The organism is Bradyrhizobium sp. BR 10261, from assembly GCF_019455395.1.
GTDB classification, from domain to species: Bacteria; Pseudomonadota; Alphaproteobacteria; order Rhizobiales; family Xanthobacteraceae; genus Bradyrhizobium; species Bradyrhizobium manausense.
In genome coordinates this window covers 53,152-70,447 of the sequence record NZ_JACOFQ010000007.1, presented here as the reverse complement: position 1 = coordinate 70,447, position 17,296 = coordinate 53,152, and the positions used below count along the sequence as shown (strand labels likewise).

At 63.5% G+C, this 17,296-nt stretch carries 17 protein-coding genes; 4 read left to right on the top strand and 13 right to left on the bottom strand.

Going from position 1 to position 17,296, the window contains the following annotated elements; translation table 11 throughout:
* The first annotated feature begins 182 nt into the window (after positions 1-182).
* Complete coding sequence (locus HYH07_RS09930) at positions 183-1,163, top strand: tripartite tricarboxylate transporter substrate binding protein (RefSeq protein WP_220002322.1); 981 nt, start codon at positions 183-185, stop codon at positions 1,161-1,163.
* Between the two features lie 58 nt (positions 1,164-1,221).
* Here HYH07_RS09930 and HYH07_RS09925 read toward each other — a convergent pair whose 3' ends face one another.
* The 4 genes from HYH07_RS09925 to HYH07_RS09910 all read right to left on the bottom strand — a co-directional run bounded on the left by HYH07_RS09925 (position 1,222) and on the right by HYH07_RS09910 (position 4,963).
* Positions 1,222-1,494: a DUF3551 domain-containing protein gene (locus tag HYH07_RS09925; RefSeq protein WP_220002321.1), complete on the bottom strand. Its 273-nt coding sequence runs from the start codon at positions 1,492-1,494 to the stop codon at positions 1,222-1,224.
* A 120-nt stretch (positions 1,495-1,614) separates the two neighbouring features.
* Positions 1,615-3,492, bottom strand: a complete 1,878-nt coding sequence (gene htpG / locus HYH07_RS09920; protein ID WP_220002320.1) for a molecular chaperone HtpG — start codon at positions 3,490-3,492, stop codon at positions 1,615-1,617.
* Positions 3,493-3,624: 132 nt separating this feature from the next.
* Positions 3,625-4,056 carry a hypothetical protein gene (locus tag HYH07_RS09915; RefSeq protein ID WP_220002319.1) on the bottom strand — a complete coding sequence of 144 codons (432 nt, stop codon included), beginning with the start codon at positions 4,054-4,056 and terminating at the stop codon, positions 3,625-3,627.
* A gap of 292 nt (positions 4,057-4,348) precedes the next feature.
* Positions 4,349-4,963 carry a nuclear transport factor 2 family protein gene (locus HYH07_RS09910; protein WP_220002318.1) on the bottom strand — a complete coding sequence of 205 codons (615 nt, stop codon included), beginning with the start codon at positions 4,961-4,963 and terminating at the stop codon, positions 4,349-4,351.
* 184 nt (positions 4,964-5,147) lie between these two features.
* Here HYH07_RS09910 and HYH07_RS09905 point away from each other — a divergent pair, with 184 nt between their 5' ends.
* Positions 5,148-6,002 (top strand): energy transducer TonB, encoded by an 855-nt coding sequence (locus HYH07_RS09905; RefSeq protein ID WP_220002317.1) that lies wholly within the window; start codon positions 5,148-5,150, stop codon positions 6,000-6,002.
* A gap of 67 nt (positions 6,003-6,069) precedes the next feature.
* Here HYH07_RS09905 and HYH07_RS09900 read toward each other — a convergent pair whose 3' ends face one another.
* Entirely contained in the window at positions 6,070-6,876 is an 807-nt protein-coding gene (locus HYH07_RS09900; protein ID WP_057742550.1) for a response regulator, read from the bottom strand.
* Positions 6,877-7,098: 222 nt separating this feature from the next.
* On the opposite strand from HYH07_RS09900, the gene HYH07_RS09895 reads away from it, so the two are divergent.
* Together HYH07_RS09895 and HYH07_RS09890 are read left to right on the top strand one after the other, a co-directional pair.
* Positions 7,099-7,332 (top strand): NepR family anti-sigma factor, encoded by a 234-nt coding sequence (locus tag HYH07_RS09895; protein ID WP_220002316.1) that lies wholly within the window; start codon positions 7,099-7,101, stop codon positions 7,330-7,332.
* Positions 7,332-7,880: a sigma-70 family RNA polymerase sigma factor gene (locus HYH07_RS09890; RefSeq protein ID WP_083513939.1), complete on the top strand. Its 549-nt coding sequence runs from the start codon at positions 7,332-7,334 to the stop codon at positions 7,878-7,880. Before HYH07_RS09895 ends, HYH07_RS09890 begins: the two co-directional genes overlap by 1 nt.
* A 75-nt stretch (positions 7,881-7,955) precedes the next feature.
* Here HYH07_RS09890 and HYH07_RS09885 read toward each other — a convergent pair whose 3' ends face one another.
* The 8 genes from HYH07_RS09885 to HYH07_RS09850 form a co-directional block, all read right to left on the bottom strand.
* On the bottom strand, positions 7,956-8,669 hold the full coding sequence (locus HYH07_RS09885) for a nitroreductase (protein ID WP_220002315.1): 714 nt from the start codon (positions 8,667-8,669) through the stop codon (positions 7,956-7,958).
* 126 nt (positions 8,670-8,795) lie between these two features.
* Positions 8,796-10,040: an acyl-CoA dehydrogenase gene (locus HYH07_RS09880; protein ID WP_220002314.1), complete on the bottom strand. Its 1,245-nt coding sequence runs from the start codon at positions 10,038-10,040 to the stop codon at positions 8,796-8,798.
* Positions 10,041-10,159: 119 nt separating this feature from the next.
* Complete coding sequence (locus HYH07_RS09875) at positions 10,160-11,404, bottom strand: acyl-CoA dehydrogenase (protein WP_220002313.1); 1,245 nt, start codon at positions 11,402-11,404, stop codon at positions 10,160-10,162.
* Between the two features lie 148 nt (positions 11,405-11,552).
* Entirely contained in the window at positions 11,553-12,680 is a 1,128-nt protein-coding gene (locus HYH07_RS09870) for an acyl-CoA dehydrogenase family protein (RefSeq protein WP_220002312.1), read from the bottom strand.
* A 179-nt stretch (positions 12,681-12,859) separates the two neighbouring features.
* Positions 12,860-14,731 (bottom strand): AMP-binding protein, encoded by a 1,872-nt coding sequence (locus HYH07_RS09865; RefSeq protein ID WP_220002311.1) that lies wholly within the window; start codon positions 14,729-14,731, stop codon positions 12,860-12,862.
* A 44-nt stretch (positions 14,732-14,775) separates the two neighbouring features.
* A complete protein-coding gene (locus tag HYH07_RS09860; RefSeq protein ID WP_220002310.1) occupies positions 14,776-15,582 on the bottom strand; it encodes an enoyl-CoA hydratase/isomerase family protein in 807 nt (268 codons plus the stop codon).
* Positions 15,583-15,762: 180 nt separating this feature from the next.
* Positions 15,763-16,521: an SDR family NAD(P)-dependent oxidoreductase gene (locus tag HYH07_RS09855; RefSeq protein WP_220002309.1), complete on the bottom strand. Its 759-nt coding sequence runs from the start codon at positions 16,519-16,521 to the stop codon at positions 15,763-15,765.
* A 55-nt stretch (positions 16,522-16,576) separates the two neighbouring features.
* Positions 16,577-17,155, bottom strand: a complete 579-nt coding sequence (locus HYH07_RS09850; protein ID WP_249781124.1) for a TetR family transcriptional regulator — start codon at positions 17,153-17,155, stop codon at positions 16,577-16,579.
* Positions 17,156-17,296 lie beyond the last annotated feature (141 nt).

The window sequence follows — 17,296 nt, the reverse complement described above, 5'->3', positions numbered from 1 at the left end:
GGCAGCTTATCTCGCGCGGCCTGCCCAGGTGTTAAGAGACAAGGTAAAACCCGGTTAGCTCTCGATTAATCGCGATCATCCTTTACCAAGCCGGCGGGATCGGCGTGCGGCCGCGCGCGATTCTTGCGATAGCAAGTCCAGTCATTCGGATGCGCGGCGCGCGCGATGAGCTGGAGGCCACGATGATCACCAGGCGACGTTTCCTTCAGACCACGACCTGCGCTGCAGCTGGGCTCGCAGCGCCGCGCGCCTTTGCGATCGGCAACCCCTCCTATCCCTCCCGCAGCGTGAAATGGGTGGTGCCTTACGCACCGGGCGGGGCCACAGACGTGCTGTCACGGTTGATCTGCCAGCGGCTGTCCGACCGGCTCGGCCAGACATTCATCGTCGAGAACAAGCCCGGCGCCGGCAGCAATATCGGAACGCAGGCCGTGATCAGCTCCGCGCCGGATGGATACACGCTCTTGCTGACCTCGACCGCGAACGCGATCAACGCCTCATTCGATCCGGCCCTGCCTTATGACTTCGCCAAGGGCATCGCGCCGGTCGCCGGCGTCGCACGCATTCCGCTGCTGCTGGTCGTCAACAACGATCTCCCGGTCAGAAGCGTCGCCGACTTCATCGCCTATGCCAAGGCCAACCCCGGCAAGATGTCGATCGCCTCATCGGGCATCGGCACCTCGCTGCATCTCTCCGGCGAGCTGTTCAAGTCGATGGCCGGCGTGCAATTCACACATGTGCCGTATCGCGGCTCCGCGCCTGCTCTGACCGACGTGATGAGCGGCCAGATCCAGGGCATGTTTGACAACGTCACCTCGTCCTTCGAGCTGGTGCGCGCCGGCAAGCTGCGCGCGCTCGGCGTCTCTACGCGCGAGCGTTCGGACGTCCTGCCTGACGTGCCGCCGATCGCGGACACGCTGCCCTTCTATGAAACATCCTCGTTTTACGGAGTCGGTGCGCCCTATGAGACACCGCGCGAGATCGTCGACCTGCTCAATCGCGAGATCGATACGGCGCTCTCCGATGCCGAGATCAAGGCGCGCATTGCCGAACTCGGCGCGATCCCGCTGCATGGCAATGCCGGCGAGTTTGGCGGCATGCTCGCCGCCGAGTCCGAGCGATGGCGCAAGGTGGTGTCGCTGTCGGGGATCAAGAAGGAATAGCTTGGAGCGTCTCCGCGCAAGGGCGGATCGATCACGCGGACGACTGATCGATCCGATTCTAACCGTTCCGCCTGTAGTATCGGCGCGGGGGTGGCGCGGCGTTGGTATAATACGGATTGACATCGCAGGTCGCGGCAAGACCTGACGCGGTCGCTCGGCACTGCTCCAGCGATGTGAACGAGCAGTCGAACCAGTCAGAGCCGCCGCCGGTCGGGCCTCCCATGTAGACGTGCATACACACCGGATAGCGGGGGTCGTAGCGCTGGGCGCTGGCGGGGGTCGCAACGAACACCGTTGCAACCGCGGTGAGGGTCAGAAAGGGGAGACGCATCGGACATTTCCTCAAATGGGCGGCGTCGACGGATCTGACGCCGACGCCTCCTATGGCACAACACCAGGCCAGTGGCGACTGTTCCTGGGGACAATGGCGGCAAGGTGAGTGCAGCGCGCGCTAAGCACTCAGCCCCTGCAGCACCAGGCGGTTCAACCTCGCCGCAAACGCTGCCGGATCTTCCGGCAGCTCGCCATCCAGGATCTGCGCTTGTTCGAGCAGGAGCAGGCTGAGATCGTCGACCGTCGTCGAGCCGGCCTGGGCCCTGGTGATCGCCGTCACCATGGGGTGACGCAGATTGATCTCCAGGATCGGCTTGGTGCGCAGGCCGCGGTTCTGCTGCGCCAGGATACGCTCGAGCTCGCGGCTAGGCCCCTGGCTGTCGGCGACGAGGCAGGAGGCGGAGCTGGTGAGGCGGGTCGAGGCCTTGACGTCGCTGACACGCTCGCCGAGCGCCGCCTTGATCACCGCAATGGTGGCGGCCTCGTCCGCGGCATGCTCGTCCTTCTTCGCCTCGTCCTTGTCGTCGACGCGCGGGATCAGGTCGAGATTGAGATCGCCCTGGCTCAGCGACTTCAGCGGCTTGCCCTCGAACTCCGATGGCATCGAGGTCCAGAACGCATCGACCGGATCGGACAGCAGCAGCACCTCGATGCCGCGTGCGGTCGCAGCTTCCAGCCGCGGGCTGGACTTCAGCCGCTCGATGCTGTCGCCGACGAGATAATAGATCTCGGTCTGGTTCGGCTTGAAATCGGCGACGACGTCCTTCAGCGCGCGCTTCTCGCCTGACGTCGTGGTGAAGCGCGACAGCGCCAGCAGCTTCTCGCGGCGCTCGAAATCCTCATAGATTCCCTCTTTCAGCACTGCGCCGAAGGCGTCCCAGATCTTTGCGAAATTCTCCGCATCCTTCTCGGCGAGGCTTTCGAGCTCGTTGACGACACGGGTCGCCACCGCTTTGCGGATCTGGACCAACTGCGGATTGTTCTGCAGCATCTCGCGCGAAATGTTGAGCGGGAGGTCCTCGCTGTCGATGACGCCGCGGATGAAGCGGAGATAGCCGGGCAAAAGGTCCGCATCATCGGTGATGAAGACACGGCGAACATAGAGCTTGACCCGACCCTTGCGGTTCGGCTCGAACAGGTCGAACGGCTTGGTCGAGGGCGCAAACAACAGCACGGCGTAGGAGTAGCGCCCCTCCGCGCGGTAGTGCAGCGTCATCGCGGGATCGTCGAAGGCGGAGGCGATCTGCTGATAGGCCTTCTTGTAGTCTTCCGCCGTCAGCTCGGACTTCGGGCGCTGCCACAGCGCGCTCGCCGAATTGATCTGGCGCGGCTCACCCTCTTCCGGCACCAGCTCGATGGGGAAGAGGATGTTGTCGGAATAGGCACTGACGATGCGCTCGATCTCGTAGGTTTCGAGATATTTCTTGGCGTCGTCCTTGAGGTGCAGGACGATCTCGGTGCCACGTGCGACGCGCGCCGCTTCCTCGTCACTGGCGCGCGCGATCTCGAAGCCGGAGCCGCCTGACGACGTCCAGCTCCACACGTCGCTTTCGCCGGCGCGGCGGCTGATCACGACGATCTTCTCGGCGACCATGAAGGCCGAATAGAAGCCGACGCCGAACTGGCCGATCAGGCCAAGCCCGTCCTTGGCCTCCTTCAGCTTCGACACGAAGGCCTTTGTGCCGGAGCGGGCGATTGTGCCGAGATGGTCGATCAGCTCCTGCCGCTCCATGCCGATGCCGTTATCGGCAATGGTCAGCGTCGTGGCTGCCTTGTTCGGGGTGATACGGATCTTGAGCGCATCGCCCTCGCCCAGCAGGGCCGGATTTGCGATCGCCTCATAACGCAGCTTGTCGCAGGCATCCGAGGCGTTGGAGACCAGCTCGCGCAGGAAAATGTCGGTCTCCGAATAGACGGAATGCACCATCAGGTGCAGCAGCTCGGAAACCTCGGCCTGGAAAGGCTGCGTATGCGTGGCAGTATCGGACGTCGTCATGCGTTTACCCGGTCAATCCAAAATGGAGAAAGCCGGGATATAACGCGATGGGAGAGCGGATCAAGTGGATGCGCAAAGCCGCCCCCCGGCAGGAGGACGTTTTTTGCACGGGGGCCAAGTCGATCAGGTCGATCAGGTCACGCAGCGACCGGGCTGCAGCAGCTTGGCGACTTCGGTCAGGGAGCTGACCATCGGCTCGCAGGCGATCGTCGGCTTGCGACCCGGCGTCAGAAGCAACGACGCCGGCTTGGCGCTGCCGGTCTCGGTAGTCGCGGGGACCCGCAGCAGCACGGACGTATCGGCCAGGTCGTTCAACCGCATCGAGACCGTGCGAGTCGGAACTGCGGCTGGCTTCAGATCGGCGAGGCGGTCGGACTTGCTGGTGCGGTTGACGTTATGACTGGCGAGGTTGCGGCCCGACGTCTGGCCCGGCTGATCGGCGACCGCTTCCCAGCGGTCGGCCAGATCCTGGCCGGAAGCCAGTTGCACGGCGCCGACCTGGACGGCGCCAAGCGTCGCGGCGAGCGCGACGGCACCTAAAAATACCTTTTGAATCTGTGACATGATTATTGGTCCCTCGCCCCATGGCGATCGCGGGAACAACGCGAGGGAAGGACCGGAGTTTCCCAGAAGTTAAGATCACTTAACCGTGTGCCAAATTCACGCCAGAGCGCACAAAAGCCGCATAAAAATTTTGCCCCGGCTGGAACGACTCTCGTGCCCGGGAGTCGTCTCAACAGCCGGCTATTCCCCCCTGCCCCATAAGCCGGCGACGTAGGGCGCGACTGTGGTGATGCCAGTCGCGCCTTACTTTTGTCTGGGGCTCACTTTGCCTGCAGACTATTTGGCCTGCAGACTATTTGGCTTGCAGACTATTGGCCTTCCCCGCCAGCCAGTCCCGTCCCTCACCATAGAGCTTCTCGACCTCGGGACCGATCAGGCCCGGCATGTCGCGCTTGACCTTGTAGCCGATCAGCTCCTGCATGTAGGCGAGATGCCGATAGCCTTCGGGCAGTGCGGCGAGCGCCTGTTGGTCGAGGCGCAGGGTCGCGGCGGGGTCGACCGGGTCGATCCGGTCCTTCTCATAGATCGGCTGGCGGCGGACGATGCCCCACTGGCCCTTTCGCTTCTCCAGGAAATCGTAGAACCGCCCAGTGCAGACGACGTCGCAAAGCACGTCGTGTACCAGCGCCCGCTGCGAGATCGTCATCTTGGTTTGTGCAATGGCACGCACGCCCGAAAGGTCGATGCTGGTGCCGCCGAGGAAATGCAGGATACGGACGCCCCTGGCAAAGCCCTCCTGGCTGACCCGCATGAACTCCCGCGCCGGCCCCTGAAACCAGGTCGCGGACATCCAGCCCTCTTCGTGCCAGACGGTGGCAAAGCGCTCCCAGTCGCCAGCATCGCGCCAGACCGCCCAGTTCTCGACGAGGTCGCGGATGGCGAGGCGGTCGAGGAGTTGCTGGTCCATGGTACGTCTCTCCCGGCGGCTTGAGGCTGCGATGGGTGTCATCGGCCCGAAATATCAACGAGGCAATGAGGTTGCCGTCAAGCACGCGCTGACTGCCCGTTTGTTCGAATTGCCCACAACGATGCAAACGCAATGCGAGCAGTAAGCCTTGCAATCAACCGCACCGCGATTAGTATCGGCATTGATGCAGATGAAATTTCCCCTACTGGTCGCGCTCCTTGGATTGCTGGCGACTTTTCCCGCACATGCACAGACTGACGCGACCTCCGAGAGCGCCAAAGCCTGGCGCGCAAGCATCGCGACACATATCGCCAGTAACAAGTATTTTCCAGCCAGCGGACTGGGGCAGACCGGCAACGCCAAGGTCGCATTTACCATCGACCGGTCCGGCAAATTGATCTCGCGGGTGCTGGCTGAAAGCACCGGCTCGCAGGCGCTCGACGACGCTGCGCTCACGATCATCGCTCGCGCTGAACCTTTTCCGGCACCCCCTTCGGAATTGAGGGGCGAGTCGTTCTTGTTCACCGTGCCGATCAACTTTACCGGCCGCCAATTTCAGGTGTCGCCCATCGCGATCCTGCTGAGCGAGCCGGCCTCCACTCCTACGGAGTCTGGTTTGATGGCCGCCTGGCGCAAGACTGTTACCGAGCATGTCTGGCGTCACAGGGCGTTTCCCCCAGAGGCTATTGGCCAACGGGCCGGTGCCGGCGTCACATTCGTAGTTGACCGTTCTGGCAAACTGATCTCGAACGCTTTGGTTGAAAGCACTGGCTCCGCACCGCTGGACGCGGCAGCCCTCGCCATGGTCGAGCGATCCGTGCCGTTCCCGAAGCCACCCACCGAGGCAAAGGACGATCTGCAGAGAGTGACCGTCCTCATGGATTTCGACGGGACACGGCTCAACCTGGGGCCGTCGCAGGAGCAGGAAAAATTTCTCCAATCCTGGATCGAGGATCAGGCCAAGCTGAACGCGAAATCGCCTGGGCTGAGCGATTCCAAGATGAATTCCATGCTTCGCAGCATTTGCCGCGGCTGCTGACGCAGGGCACCGGCAAACAAACGGCGCGCCTTGTGACGCGCCGTCTTCTTGTTCGACAAAGGCTTCCTTACGCCGCCGGCGCCTTCGGCGCGCGGTTGCGCGAGTTGCGCTGGAAGAATAGCGCCTGGCTCGCCACCGCCGATACCATCGCGGGCTGGAACGGCTTTGAGATCAGGAACGCCGGCTCCGGCCGCTCGCCGGTGAGGAAGCGCTCGGGATAGGCGGTGATGAACACGACCGGCACCTCGAAGGTGCGCAGCAATTCGTTGACGGCATCGAGGCCCGACGAACCGTCGGCGAGCTGGATGTCGGCGAGGATGAGGCCCGGCCGTTTGTTCTTGGCCAGCGCCACCGCATCGGCATGGGTGCGCGCGACGCCGACGACATTGTGACCGAGATTCTTCACCAGGCTCTCGAGGTCCATGGCAATGAAGGTCTCGTCCTCGATGATCAGCACGTCGGTTGCGATCTCCGCCGCCATCTCGCGGCCGGCGGCATCAGCCAGCCGGCGCGTCTCGGCAACATCGGTGCCGAGAATGAAGGCGACTTCCTCTTCCGAAAAGCCCTCGAGCGAGAGCAGCAGGAAAGCCTGTCGCGGCAGCGGCGTGATATTGGACAGCCGGCGTTCTGGCGGCATCGGCAATGTCGCCACCTCGGAATCGTCATTGACCGAGACCGAATTCCAGATCTGGGTGAACAGCCGGAACAGGCCGGCCCGCGGGCCATGGCTCTCGTCGAGCACCGACGGATCTCCCAGCATGGCTTCCAACATGGCTGCGACGTAGGCGTCGCCTGAGGCCTGGCTGCCCGTCAGGGCGCGCGCATACCTGCGCAGCAACGGCAAGTGTTCAGCAACGAGCTGTGAACGGGACATCCCCACTCCATTCATCATCGGACCAACCTTGAGAGACCAGGCAATATGAGGGGAGGCCCGGGTTCCCCTGCTGGGGCTGATTACGCCTCAGCATAAGAAAAGTTCCCATTGGCTGGGAACTTTTTGTCGAACGTCGAATTGAACTCGTCCAGGGAACGGCTCCCGGTTGAGAAAACTTCTCTATTTTGCAGTCACTTAACTCGGGGAAACGTGGAACAGGTCATGAAAGATCTCAAGTCTCAAGCCAGCAAAAGCACGACCCCCGGCAAGGGAGGCCTCACTCCGGAGATTCAATCCCGGATCGGCCATCAACTGCGCGCGATGTATGATGACGTCGTGCGGCAGGGGGTTCCGGACCGGTTCGCGGAGCTCATCAAAAAGCTTGATGCGCCGGGAGGTGGGTCTCCAAACGAGAATGGGGCTGGGGGCTCCAACGACAACACTGGGAGGGACTAATGCCTCTCACAAACTCCCTGCGTGACGACATTCTGGCGGCCGTGCCGAGCCTGCGCGCATTCGCCATATCGCTCAGCGGCAATGCCGACCGCGCCGATGATCTGGTGCAGGAGACGCTGCTCCGCGCGCTCGCCAACATCGACTCGTTCCAGCCCGGCTCCAATCTGCCGGCGTGGTTGTTCACGATCCTGCGCAACCTGTTCCGCTCCGACTATCGCAAGCGGCGGCGCGAGGTCGAGGATGCCGAGGGCAACTATGCCAAGACGCTGAAGACGCAGCCCTCGCAGAACGCCCATCTCGAGTTCGAGGAGTTTCGCAGCGCGCTCGACAAGCTTCCGCAGGACCAGCGCGAAGCCTTGATCCTGGTCGGCGCCTCCGGCTTCTCCTATGAGGATGCGGCCTCGATCTGCGGCTGTGCCGTCGGCACCATCAAGAGCCGCGTCAACCGCGCGCGCTCGAAGCTCGCCGCGCTGCTCTATGTCGACGGTGCCGAGGATTTCGGGCCCGACGAGACCGTGCGCGCCGTGATCGGCGGCAGCGGCGGGTAGCCGCACGCGTCACCAGGCTCAAGGCGACAGCTCGCGAAGGCGGCCGTTTGCGCGGCCGCCTTGCATGTGTCTGGCTCACGTCTCGACGAAGGTCACGGTGTCGGCCACGCTCGCGCGCGAGGTGCGGTAGCTGTTGACCTTGTGCGCATGATCCGCATAACCGAACGAGATGCCGCAGACGACGCGACGATCGTCAGGCAGATTGAAGTGGCGGCGGATCAGGCCGGAATGGCGCGCCAGCGCGGCCTGCGGGATGGTCCCGAGCCCGAGCGCTTGCGCCGCGAGCATGAAATTCGAGACATAGGCACCGCAGTCGATGGCACCGTAGATGCCGAGCGGTTCATGGGTGTGAATGATGGCAACATGCGGGGCGCCGAAAAAGTTGTAATTCTCCAGCGCCTGTTTTGCATACGCCGTCTTGTCGCCGCGGGCGATCCCGAGCGTGTTGTAGAGCTGAAAGCCGCTCTCGCGGCGGCGCTCGAGATAGACGCCGACATATTCGCGCGGCGGGGTGAAATCATAGTCGTCGCCAAGGCCGCTTGAGGCCTCCTTGTAGATCGCTTGCCGGAAGCGCTCCTTGGCCTCGCCGCTGGCGATGACCACCTGCCAGGGCTGGCTGTTGCACCAGGACGCGGTGCGCTGCGCCGTGGTCAGCACATGCTCGATGGTGGCGCGGTCGACTTCCTTGGGCAGAAAGGCGCGGACGGAGTAGCGCTCGTTGAGGAGCTCTTCGAGCACGCCGATGCGGTCTTCGCTCGAGTAACGGGCGTTGGGTACTTTGGCATCCATCAATTTGCTCGCTCTCGTAGGGTGGGCAAAGGCGCATCGCGCCGTGCCCACCGACAGACTTTCCCCGGCACATCTGCATATGGTGGGCACGCTTCGCCTTGCCCACCCTACGATTCCATGGCCAGATCACCGCCCCTTGGTCGGGATCTTGTTATACGGCACGTCCTTGTCGACGCGGATATCGCCCGGCAACCCCAGCACGCGCTCGGCGATGATGTTGCGCAGGATCTCGTCGGTGCCGCCGGCGATGCGCATCGAGGGCGAGGACAGCAGCATCTGCTGGAATTGGCCGTGCACCGTCTCCTCGTCGCTGCCTGTGAGCACGCCGGCCGCGCCTTGCAGATCCATGGCGTAGGTCGCGATGTCCTGAAGCATCATGCCCGAAACAAGCTTGCCGATCGAATTCTCCGGTCCCGGCCGCTCGCCTTTCGACAGCGCCGAGATGGCGCGGTAGCTGGTGTATTTCAGCCCACTCGACTTCACGGCCCAGCTGGCGAGCTTCGAGCGCACCGCGGGATCGTCGATGGCAAGACCATCCTCCAGCATCAGGCTGCAGCAGAACTCGAACATCTCAGGCACGCCGGTCGCAAGCCGTGCACCGATCGACATGCGCTCGTTCATCAGCGTGGTCAGCGACACGCTCCAGCCTTCGCCGACCGCCCCTAACCGCTGGCTGTCTGATATCACTACATCAGTGAAATAGACCTCGTTGAACTCCTGCATGCCGTTGGCCTGCTTGATCGGCCGCACCTCGACGCCGGGGCTCTTCATGTCCAGGAAGAACATGGTGAGGCCCTTGTGCTTGGGCACGTTCGGATCGTTGCGTGCGATCAACAGGCCATAATCGGAATAATGCGCACCCGACGTCCAGATCTTCTGGCCGTTGACGACCCAGACGTCACCCTGCTTCTCCGCGCGAGTGCGCAAGCCGGCGACGTCGGAGCCGGCCGACGGTTCGGAGAACAACTGGCACCAGATCTCCTCGCCCGATGCGAGCTTCGGCAGGTACCGGCGCTTGGCATCCTCGCTGCCCCAGGCCATCACGGTCGGGCCGCACATGCCTTCGCCGATCTGGAACGGCTGCGTCAGCTTGCCATAGACGCCCTCTTCCTGCTGCCAGATCACGCGCTCGATCGGGCTCGCGCCACGGCCGCCATATTCCTTCGGCCAGTGCAGGCAGGCCCAGCCGCCCTCCGCCTTCTTCTTTTGCCAGGCCTTGCCGACCTCGACCATATCGTGTCTGGCGAGCCTGATGCGGCCGAGCGAGGATTTGGACAGCTCCTGTTCGAACTCCTTTGGCGCATTGGCGGCGATCCATTGGCGCGCCGTCTCGCGGAATGCGGCTTCCTGCGGGGTATCGTCGAAATTCATGGCGAACCTCTCTATCCTTGCGTGGTGCGTAGGGTGGGCAAAGCGAAGCGTGCCCACCACTTTCCCTCGATGGAATTCGTGGGCACGGCGCGTACCGCGCCTTTGCCCACCCTACGATTCTAACCTCTTCCCCTCGTCGGGATCTTGTTGAACGGCACGTCCTTGTCGACCCTGATGTCGCCGGGCAGGCCCAGCACCCGCTCGGCGATGATGTTGCGCATGATCTCGTCGGTGCCGCCTTCGACGCGCGTGCCCGGCGCGCGCAGCAACATCGCCTGGAAACGGCCGGCGAGCTCGGCATCCTCGCCGCTGACCACGCCGCTCGCGCCTTGCAGATCGAGCGCGTAGGTCGCGACGTCCTGGATCATCGAGCCCGCGACCAGCTTGCCGATGGAGTTTTCCGGCCCCGGTCGCTCACCCCGCGACAACGCGGAGATGGCGCGCATGCTGGTGTATTTCAGCCCGCTCGCCTTCACCGCCCAGTTCGCCAGCTTCGAGCGTACCGCGCGGTCCTCGATCGCCGGACCGTCGTCCAGCATCAGGCTGGAGCAATATTCGAACAATTCAGGGAAACCGGTCGAGACGGCCGCGCCGATCGCGCTGCGCTCGTTCATCAGCGTGGTCAGCGACACGTTCCAGCCGTCGCCGACCTCGCCGAGGCGCTGGTGATCGGGGATGCGGACGTTGGTGAAATAGACCTCGTTGAAGTCGGAGGCGCCGCTCGCCTGCTTGATCGGCCGCACCTCGACCCCCTCGCTCTTCATGTCCAGGAAGAACATGGTGAGGCCCTTGTGCTTGGGCACGGTGGGATCGGTGCGGGTGAGCAGAATGCCATAGTCGGAATAATGCGCGCCCGAGGTCCAGATCTTCTGGCCGTTGATGATCCAGTCGTCACCGTCCTTCTCGGCACGCGTGCGCAGGCCCGCGACATCTGAGCCGCCGGCCGGTTCCGAAAACAGCTGGCACCACACTTTCTCCCCGGAGGCGAGGGGCGGCAGATAGGTGCGCTTATGTTCCTCACGCGCGAACGCCATCATGGTCGGCCCACACATGCCATGCCCGATGATGAACATGCGCGACAGCTGGCCGAACGGCCCCTCTTCCTGCTGCCAGATCACGCGCTCGATCGGCGATGAGCCGCGGCCGCCATATTCCTTTGGCCAATGCAGGCAGGCCCAACCCGCGTCGGCCTTCTTCTTCTGCCAGGCCTTTGCGACCTCGAGAATGTCGGCGTTCTTGAGCACGGTGCGGCCGAGCGAGGATTTGCGCAGCTCCTCCTCGTATTGCTTCGGCGCGTTGGCGGCGATCCAGGCGCGGGCGGTGGCGCGAAATTCGGCCTCCTGCGGGGTGTCGTCGAAGTTCATGGCGCTTCTCTTGTCTTCGGGAGGGTGGGTTAGCCGAAGGCGTAACCCACCGCTTCTCTAGAGTGTCGTTCGGAGCTCGATGGTGGGTTACGCCTAGCGGATTGCGCTTCGCGCATCCGCGAGGCTAACCCACCCTACGCATTCGTCATCAAGCGGCGTTCTTCTTGCGCATGCGGTCGATCAGCTGGTCTTCCCAATAGGACAGGCTGCCGAGCCCGAGCGCCATCGCGTTGGCGCGGCGGTAGTACATGTGGCAATCAAACTCCCAGGTGAAACCCATGCCGCCGTGAACCTGGATGTTGTTCTTCGCGCAATGCTGGAACGCCTGCGTCGCGCTGATGCGCGCGGCGGCGGCCGCCTCCGGCAATTCAGCCGCGTTGGTCGAGAGCGCCCAGGCGCCGTAATAGCTGTTGGAGCGCGCCAGCGTCGCCGAGACATACATGTCCGCGAGCATATGCTTGATCGCCTGGAACGAGCCGATCTGGCGGCCGAAGGCGATGCGGTCGAGCGCGTAGTCGCGGCCCATCTCGAGCGCGCGGTCTGCGCCGCCGACCTGCTCGAAAGCACACAGCACCGCGGCGCGATCGAGCATCCGGGTGAGAATGCTCCAGCCCTCACCGGCCGCGCCGAGCGGCTCGGCTTTTGCATCCTTGAAGGTGATCTCCGCCTGCCCGCGGGTCGGATCGAGATTGGTGAGGCTCTTCACCTCGGCGCCGCCGTCCCTAAGATCGATGAGGAACAGCGAGATGTCGCTCTCCCGCCCGCTCGATCCCGTGCGCGCGGCCACCACCGCGAAATCGGCGATCGCGCCGTCCGCAACCGGCTTCTTCACGCCATTGAGCACGCCGTTCGCAGCCGTCAGCTTGACGTTTTTGGGCGCGGGATTGCCCTTGCCCTCGAACAGCGCCAGCGTGCCGATCGCATCGCCCGACGCGATCGCGGGCAGCCACTTCTTCTTTTGCGCGTCGCTGCCGGCAATCAGCAGCGCTTCGGCGGCAAGATAGACGGTCGAGGAGAACGGCACCGGCGCATTGGCGCGGCCCATCTCCTCCGCGATCACGCAAAGCTCGAGATGGCCGGCGCCGGCGCCGCCGAATTCCTCGGGGATGGCGACGCCGAGAAAGCCCATCTCGGCGAGCCCCTTCCAGAGTTCCTTGTCGTACGGTGCCTTGCCATCGAGCACGACGCGCACGGCTTTGGGCGAGCATTTTTCGGCGAGGAATTTGCGCGCCTGGTCGCGGAGCTGCTTCTGGTCGTCGGAGAAATCGAAGTTCATGGCGGGCTTACCCTCGGTTATTCGTTGTCATTGAGACCGTCATTCCGGGGCGTGCCACCTGGCGCGAGCCCGGAATCCATTCTGCCGCGCGTATTGGGCCCGATGGATTCTCAGGTGCGCAATTGCGCACCATAGTTCGCGCTGCGCGCGCCCCGGAATGACGAATGGAGAGGAAACACTCATCGCAGCACGATCACATCTTCGTCGGGCTCGTCCGCATAAAGCCGCTCCACCAGCGCCGCGCGGCGCTCGAGGCCGGCGCGCTGGTTGATGTAGCCCTTGTCGGTAAGCTCGTTGCCGTCGATCGAAGGCGGCTCGGCCATCAGCATCGCGCGCGCAATGATGCGACTGCTGGCGCCTTCGCATTCCTTGTTATGGGCCTGCAGCCCGCGCTTGAAGCATGCAATCACCTCGGGGTGCTTGACCGCATCCTCGAAGCTGAGACCGGGATTGCCGACGAGCTGGCGGCAGGCATGCAGATTCGGCCAGGCAAGGAGCCCGATGAAGGCGCGATCCTGCCCCGCGACCAGCGCGTCATGCACGACAGGCGTCGTGGCAGCGATCGCGTCGGTGCGGAGCGAACCGACATGCACGAATGTGCCGGTTGTGAGCTTGAAGTCCTCGACAACGCGACCGGCAAAGATGATGCCCTTCACCGGATCGTTGTCGTCGACGAAGATGCCGGCATCGCCGATGCAGTAAAAGCCCTCTTCGTCGAACATCTTCTTCGTCAGATCGGGTTGGCCGAAATAGCCTGATGTGACGTTGACGCCACGCAGCCGCAGCTCGTATTTCGAGCCGCACGGCACCATCTTCAATTCGACGCCGGGGAACGGCAGGCCGATCAGTCCGACGCGTTCGGTGTCCCAATAGGTGCCGGTCGAGGTCGGCGAGGTCTCGGTCGAGCCCCAGCCGGTGTAGAACACGATGCGCTCGCCGGTGGTCTTCACCGCGAGCGCCTGCATGCGGTCGTACAGATCATCAGGCAGCCGCGCGCCGCCATAGGCCATGATCGACAGGTTCTTGAAGAACGAGCGGCACAGCGCGTCGTCCTTCTCCATCGCAGCGGCGAGTGCGGCGTAGCCGGCCGGCACGTTGGCGTAATAGGTCGGCGAGATCTCGCGCAGGTTCCTGATGGTCTCTTCCAGCTGACCCGGCACTGGCCGGCCGTCGTCGATATAGAGCGTGCCACCGTCGATCAGCACTGGATGGAAGGCGGCGTTGCCGCCCATCGTGTGATTCCACGGCATCCAGTCGAGCACGACCGGTAGCGGACCGCCAGGCGTGCGCGGCCGCACCTGCATCATCATCGCCGCATTGGCGCACATCATGCGTTGCGTGTTGATGACGGCCTTGGGCATGCCGGTCGAGCCCGACGTGAACAGCAGCTTGCCGATGGTGTCGGGCGTGATCTCGGCGATCGATACCTCAACGTCGCTCGTCACCGGCGTCGCGGCAAGTTCGGCAAAACTGACGCTCTTGACGCCCTCGCAGGGCCGCACGACGTGAACGACGGTGACGCCGGTTAGGTCGATCGCCCTGAGCGCCTTCTCGAAGGTCGGGCCGTCCTGCACCATCACGACGGCCGGCTTGATCAGGTCGAACAAATATTTCAGCTTGACGTGATCGTGGCTCATCAACGAGTAGGCCGGCGACACCGGCGCTGCGGGAACGCGCGCCTGCATCGCGGCTTGCGTCATCAGCGCATGCGCGATCGAATTGCCTGACAGGATCGCGACCGGGCGCCCATCGAGTTTGAGATTCAGCAGTGCCTGCGTCAGCGCATCGACGGTCCGCTTGGCTTCGCCATAAGAGACTTTTCGCCAGTCGCGGTTTGGGCCGCCGCGCTGCGCAAGCCAGATCCGCTCGGGCGCTTCTCTTGCCCATTTTGCCAGCGAGGCCGGAAGATGCTTCTCATAGGCCTGCAAAGGAATGCGCGACTTCAGCACCACCGTGCCGTCGGCGCGGCGCTCGACATCGATGTCGCGTGCCAGCCACTCGACCTTGCGAAAGGCGGGCTTCGTCATCACCGCTGCCGCGCTTCCACTCATTTTGCGTCTCCCGGAATTACTGTCCTTTACGGATCGTTCGCGTCTCAGCGCTTGATATAGACAGGCTTTCGCTTCTCAAGGAAGGCCCTGATGCCTTCCGAAAATTCCTCGGAGCGGCTGCACAGGACCTGGTTGCGGTCCTCCATCGCGATCGCCGCTTCCAGCGATCCCGCATCGACGCTCATGTTGAGACATTCCTTTGATAGCCGCAGCCCCACGGGTGACGCGGTCATCATCGCATCGATGTAGGGCTCAGCCGCGGCATCAAGCTTGTCCTCGTCGGCGACCTCCGAGACGAGTCCCACCGCAAGCGCGCGCTCGGCGCCGATGAAACGTCCGGTCAGAATCAGCTCCGATGCCACGGACACGCCGACGAGCCGCGGCAGGAAATAGCTGGTACCGATATCGCAGCCGCCGAGGCCAAGCTTGATGAAGGCGCAGTTCATCCGCGCTGATCTCGTCGCGATGCGGATGTCGGAAGCAAGCGCCAGTGCAAAGCCACCGCCGGCCGCCGCGCCCTGCACCAGCGAGAGGATCGGCTGCGGACAGCGCCGCATCAGCATCACGATGTCCGCGATGCGCCGCTGCGAATCCAGCGACTCCGTGACACCAGGCGGCTCGTGCTGCCCGGCGCGGCGCGCCATCGCAGCCTTGAGATCGAGGCCTGCGCAGAAATTCTTGCCGGCGCCCTTCAACACGACCACGCGCGTGTCGCGGTTGCGCTGCAGTCCCTGGAAGTAAACATTGAGCGCATCGATCAGTGCAGGATCGAGCGCATTGAGACTATCAGGACGATTGAGCGTCACCCGGTCGACGCCGTCATCATGCTCGATCAGCAGCGGTTGGGACATCGACAACTCCCCATCGTCGTCCTGGACAAGCGAGCAAAGCGAGCGCAGATCCAGGACCCATAACCACAGGCTTTGTTGTTGGCCACCGGCGCCGATTGAGCGCGCTCAACCACGAGCGCCGGTGGTCATCGGTCCTGGCTTCTGCGCGCAATGGCGCACAGGGCTAGGACGACAGCGGAGTTAGCGCGGAGCCATACGGATCGCGCCGTCGAGGCGGATGGTCTCGCCGTTGAGCATCGCGTTCTCGACAATGTGCACGGCGAGCGCGCCGTATTCCTTGGCATCGCCGAGGCGCGAGGGATGTGGCACCTGGGCGCCCAGGCTCTTGCGGGCTTCCTCGTTCAGCCCCATCAGCAGCGGCGTGAAGAACAGGCCGGGCGCAATGGTGTTGACGCGGATCTTCTGGCTGGCGAGGTCGCGCGCGGCAGGTAAAGTCAAACCGACAACCCCGCCTTTCGAGGCCGAATAGGCGATCTGGCCGATCTGGCCTTCATAGGCGGCCACCGACGCCGTATTGATGATAACCCCGCGCTCTTCACCGATGGGTTCGATCGTGACAAGGCGCTCGGCGAACAGACGCAGGCAGTTGAATGTGCCGATCAGGTTGACGTTGATGATACGCGCGAACTTTTCGAGCGGATAGACGCCGTCGCGGCCGACGATGCGCTGCGAACCGCCGATGCCGGCGCAGTTCATCAGCACGCGGGCGACACCATGCGCGGCTTCCGCCTTCGCGATCGCCGCCTTGATCTGCTCCTCGCTGGTGACGTCGGCATGAAGCGCGACGCCCTTCACTTCCGCAGCGACCTTCTCGGCGTTCTCCTTGTTCTGGTCGATCACGCCGATCTTGGCGCCCTTGGCCGCCATGGCGCGGGCCGTGGCTTCACCGAGTCCCGAACCACCCCCGGTGATGAGAACGGCTACGTCTTTCAACTCCATCGCAATCTACCTTTCGCTTGGCGTTTCTTCTCTAGACTTGAAAGTTTCAGCCGGATTATCCGGCCGCAGCAGCTTCCCCGGCTTGCGTGAGGATGCCGCCGCAGATGAGCGTTTCCATGTGCCTGATGTATTGCCGGCAGACTTCGTCGGTGACCGGGCCGACGCCGGTCGCGCGAGACATCGCGTGCCGGCCGAAGAACAGATGATCGCAGGCGCCGATCAGGCTGGTGTAGAACAGCACCGGATCGGTCTGACGAAACTCGCCGCGGCTGACGCCTTCAGCGAGCAGCCGGCGGTGAAAGTCGAGCAGTGGCGCGACGAAAAACTTCGACACTTCGTCGGCAGAGCCCGCTTCGCTCTCATGCAGGAGGTAGTGAATCAGCCGGTTCATGTAGGGGAACCGGTGATAGGCGCGGATGATGCCGGCGATGTGCAGCTTCAGCTTCGCCGTCGCCGTGATCGGCTGCGCCAGAAGGTATTCGAGGTTGGACATTTCGGTCGCGGCATCGCGCGCGAGCAGCGCCAGCAGCAGGCCGTCCTTGTTGCCGAAATGATATTTGACCAGCGCGGCGTTGGCGCCGGATTTCTGGGCTATGTCGGACAGCGAGATCTCGATCGACGAACGTTCGATCATCAGCTCGCTCGCGGCCACGAGCAATTTCTCTGCCGTGGAATTCTTACCGCTCGGAAGCCTGTTCGGTACGCTGGTATTCACGGAGATCCTTGCTCTCGCCACTTGAGGCGGGCGGCAGATAAGCCCAAGCAGCGCCTCCCC

Coding starts and splice junctions, on each gene's coding strand:
- HYH07_RS09930 (WP_220002322.1), top strand. CDS start 183: ATGATCACCAGGCGACGTTTCCTTCAGACCACGACCTGCGCTGCAGCT.
- HYH07_RS09925 (WP_220002321.1), bottom strand. CDS start 1,494: ATGCGTCTCCCCTTTCTGACCCTCACCGCGGTTGCAACGGTGTTCGTT.
- htpG (WP_220002320.1), bottom strand. CDS start 3,492: ATGACGACGTCCGATACTGCCACGCATACGCAGCCTTTCCAGGCCGAG.
- HYH07_RS09915 (WP_220002319.1), bottom strand. CDS start 4,056: ATGTCACAGATTCAAAAGGTATTTTTAGGTGCCGTCGCGCTCGCCGCG.
- HYH07_RS09910 (WP_220002318.1), bottom strand. CDS start 4,963: ATGGACCAGCAACTCCTCGACCGCCTCGCCATCCGCGACCTCGTCGAG.
- HYH07_RS09905 (WP_220002317.1), top strand. CDS start 5,148: ATGCAGATGAAATTTCCCCTACTGGTCGCGCTCCTTGGATTGCTGGCG.
- HYH07_RS09900 (WP_057742550.1), bottom strand. CDS start 6,876: ATGTCCCGTTCACAGCTCGTTGCTGAACACTTGCCGTTGCTGCGCAGG.
- HYH07_RS09895 (WP_220002316.1), top strand. CDS start 7,099: ATGAAAGATCTCAAGTCTCAAGCCAGCAAAAGCACGACCCCCGGCAAG.
- HYH07_RS09890 (WP_083513939.1), top strand. CDS start 7,332: ATGCCTCTCACAAACTCCCTGCGTGACGACATTCTGGCGGCCGTGCCG.
- HYH07_RS09885 (WP_220002315.1), bottom strand. CDS start 8,669: ATGGATGCCAAAGTACCCAACGCCCGTTACTCGAGCGAAGACCGCATC.
- HYH07_RS09880 (WP_220002314.1), bottom strand. CDS start 10,040: ATGAATTTCGACGATACCCCGCAGGAAGCCGCATTCCGCGAGACGGCG.
- HYH07_RS09875 (WP_220002313.1), bottom strand. CDS start 11,404: ATGAACTTCGACGACACCCCGCAGGAGGCCGAATTTCGCGCCACCGCC.
- HYH07_RS09870 (WP_220002312.1), bottom strand. CDS start 12,680: ATGAACTTCGATTTCTCCGACGACCAGAAGCAGCTCCGCGACCAGGCG.
- HYH07_RS09865 (WP_220002311.1), bottom strand. CDS start 14,731: ATGAGTGGAAGCGCGGCAGCGGTGATGACGAAGCCCGCCTTTCGCAAG.
- HYH07_RS09860 (WP_220002310.1), bottom strand. CDS start 15,582: ATGTCCCAACCGCTGCTGATCGAGCATGATGACGGCGTCGACCGGGTG.
- HYH07_RS09855 (WP_220002309.1), bottom strand. CDS start 16,521: ATGGAGTTGAAAGACGTAGCCGTTCTCATCACCGGGGGTGGTTCGGGA.
- HYH07_RS09850 (WP_249781124.1), bottom strand. CDS start 17,155: ATGATCGAACGTTCGTCGATCGAGATCTCGCTGTCCGACATAGCCCAG.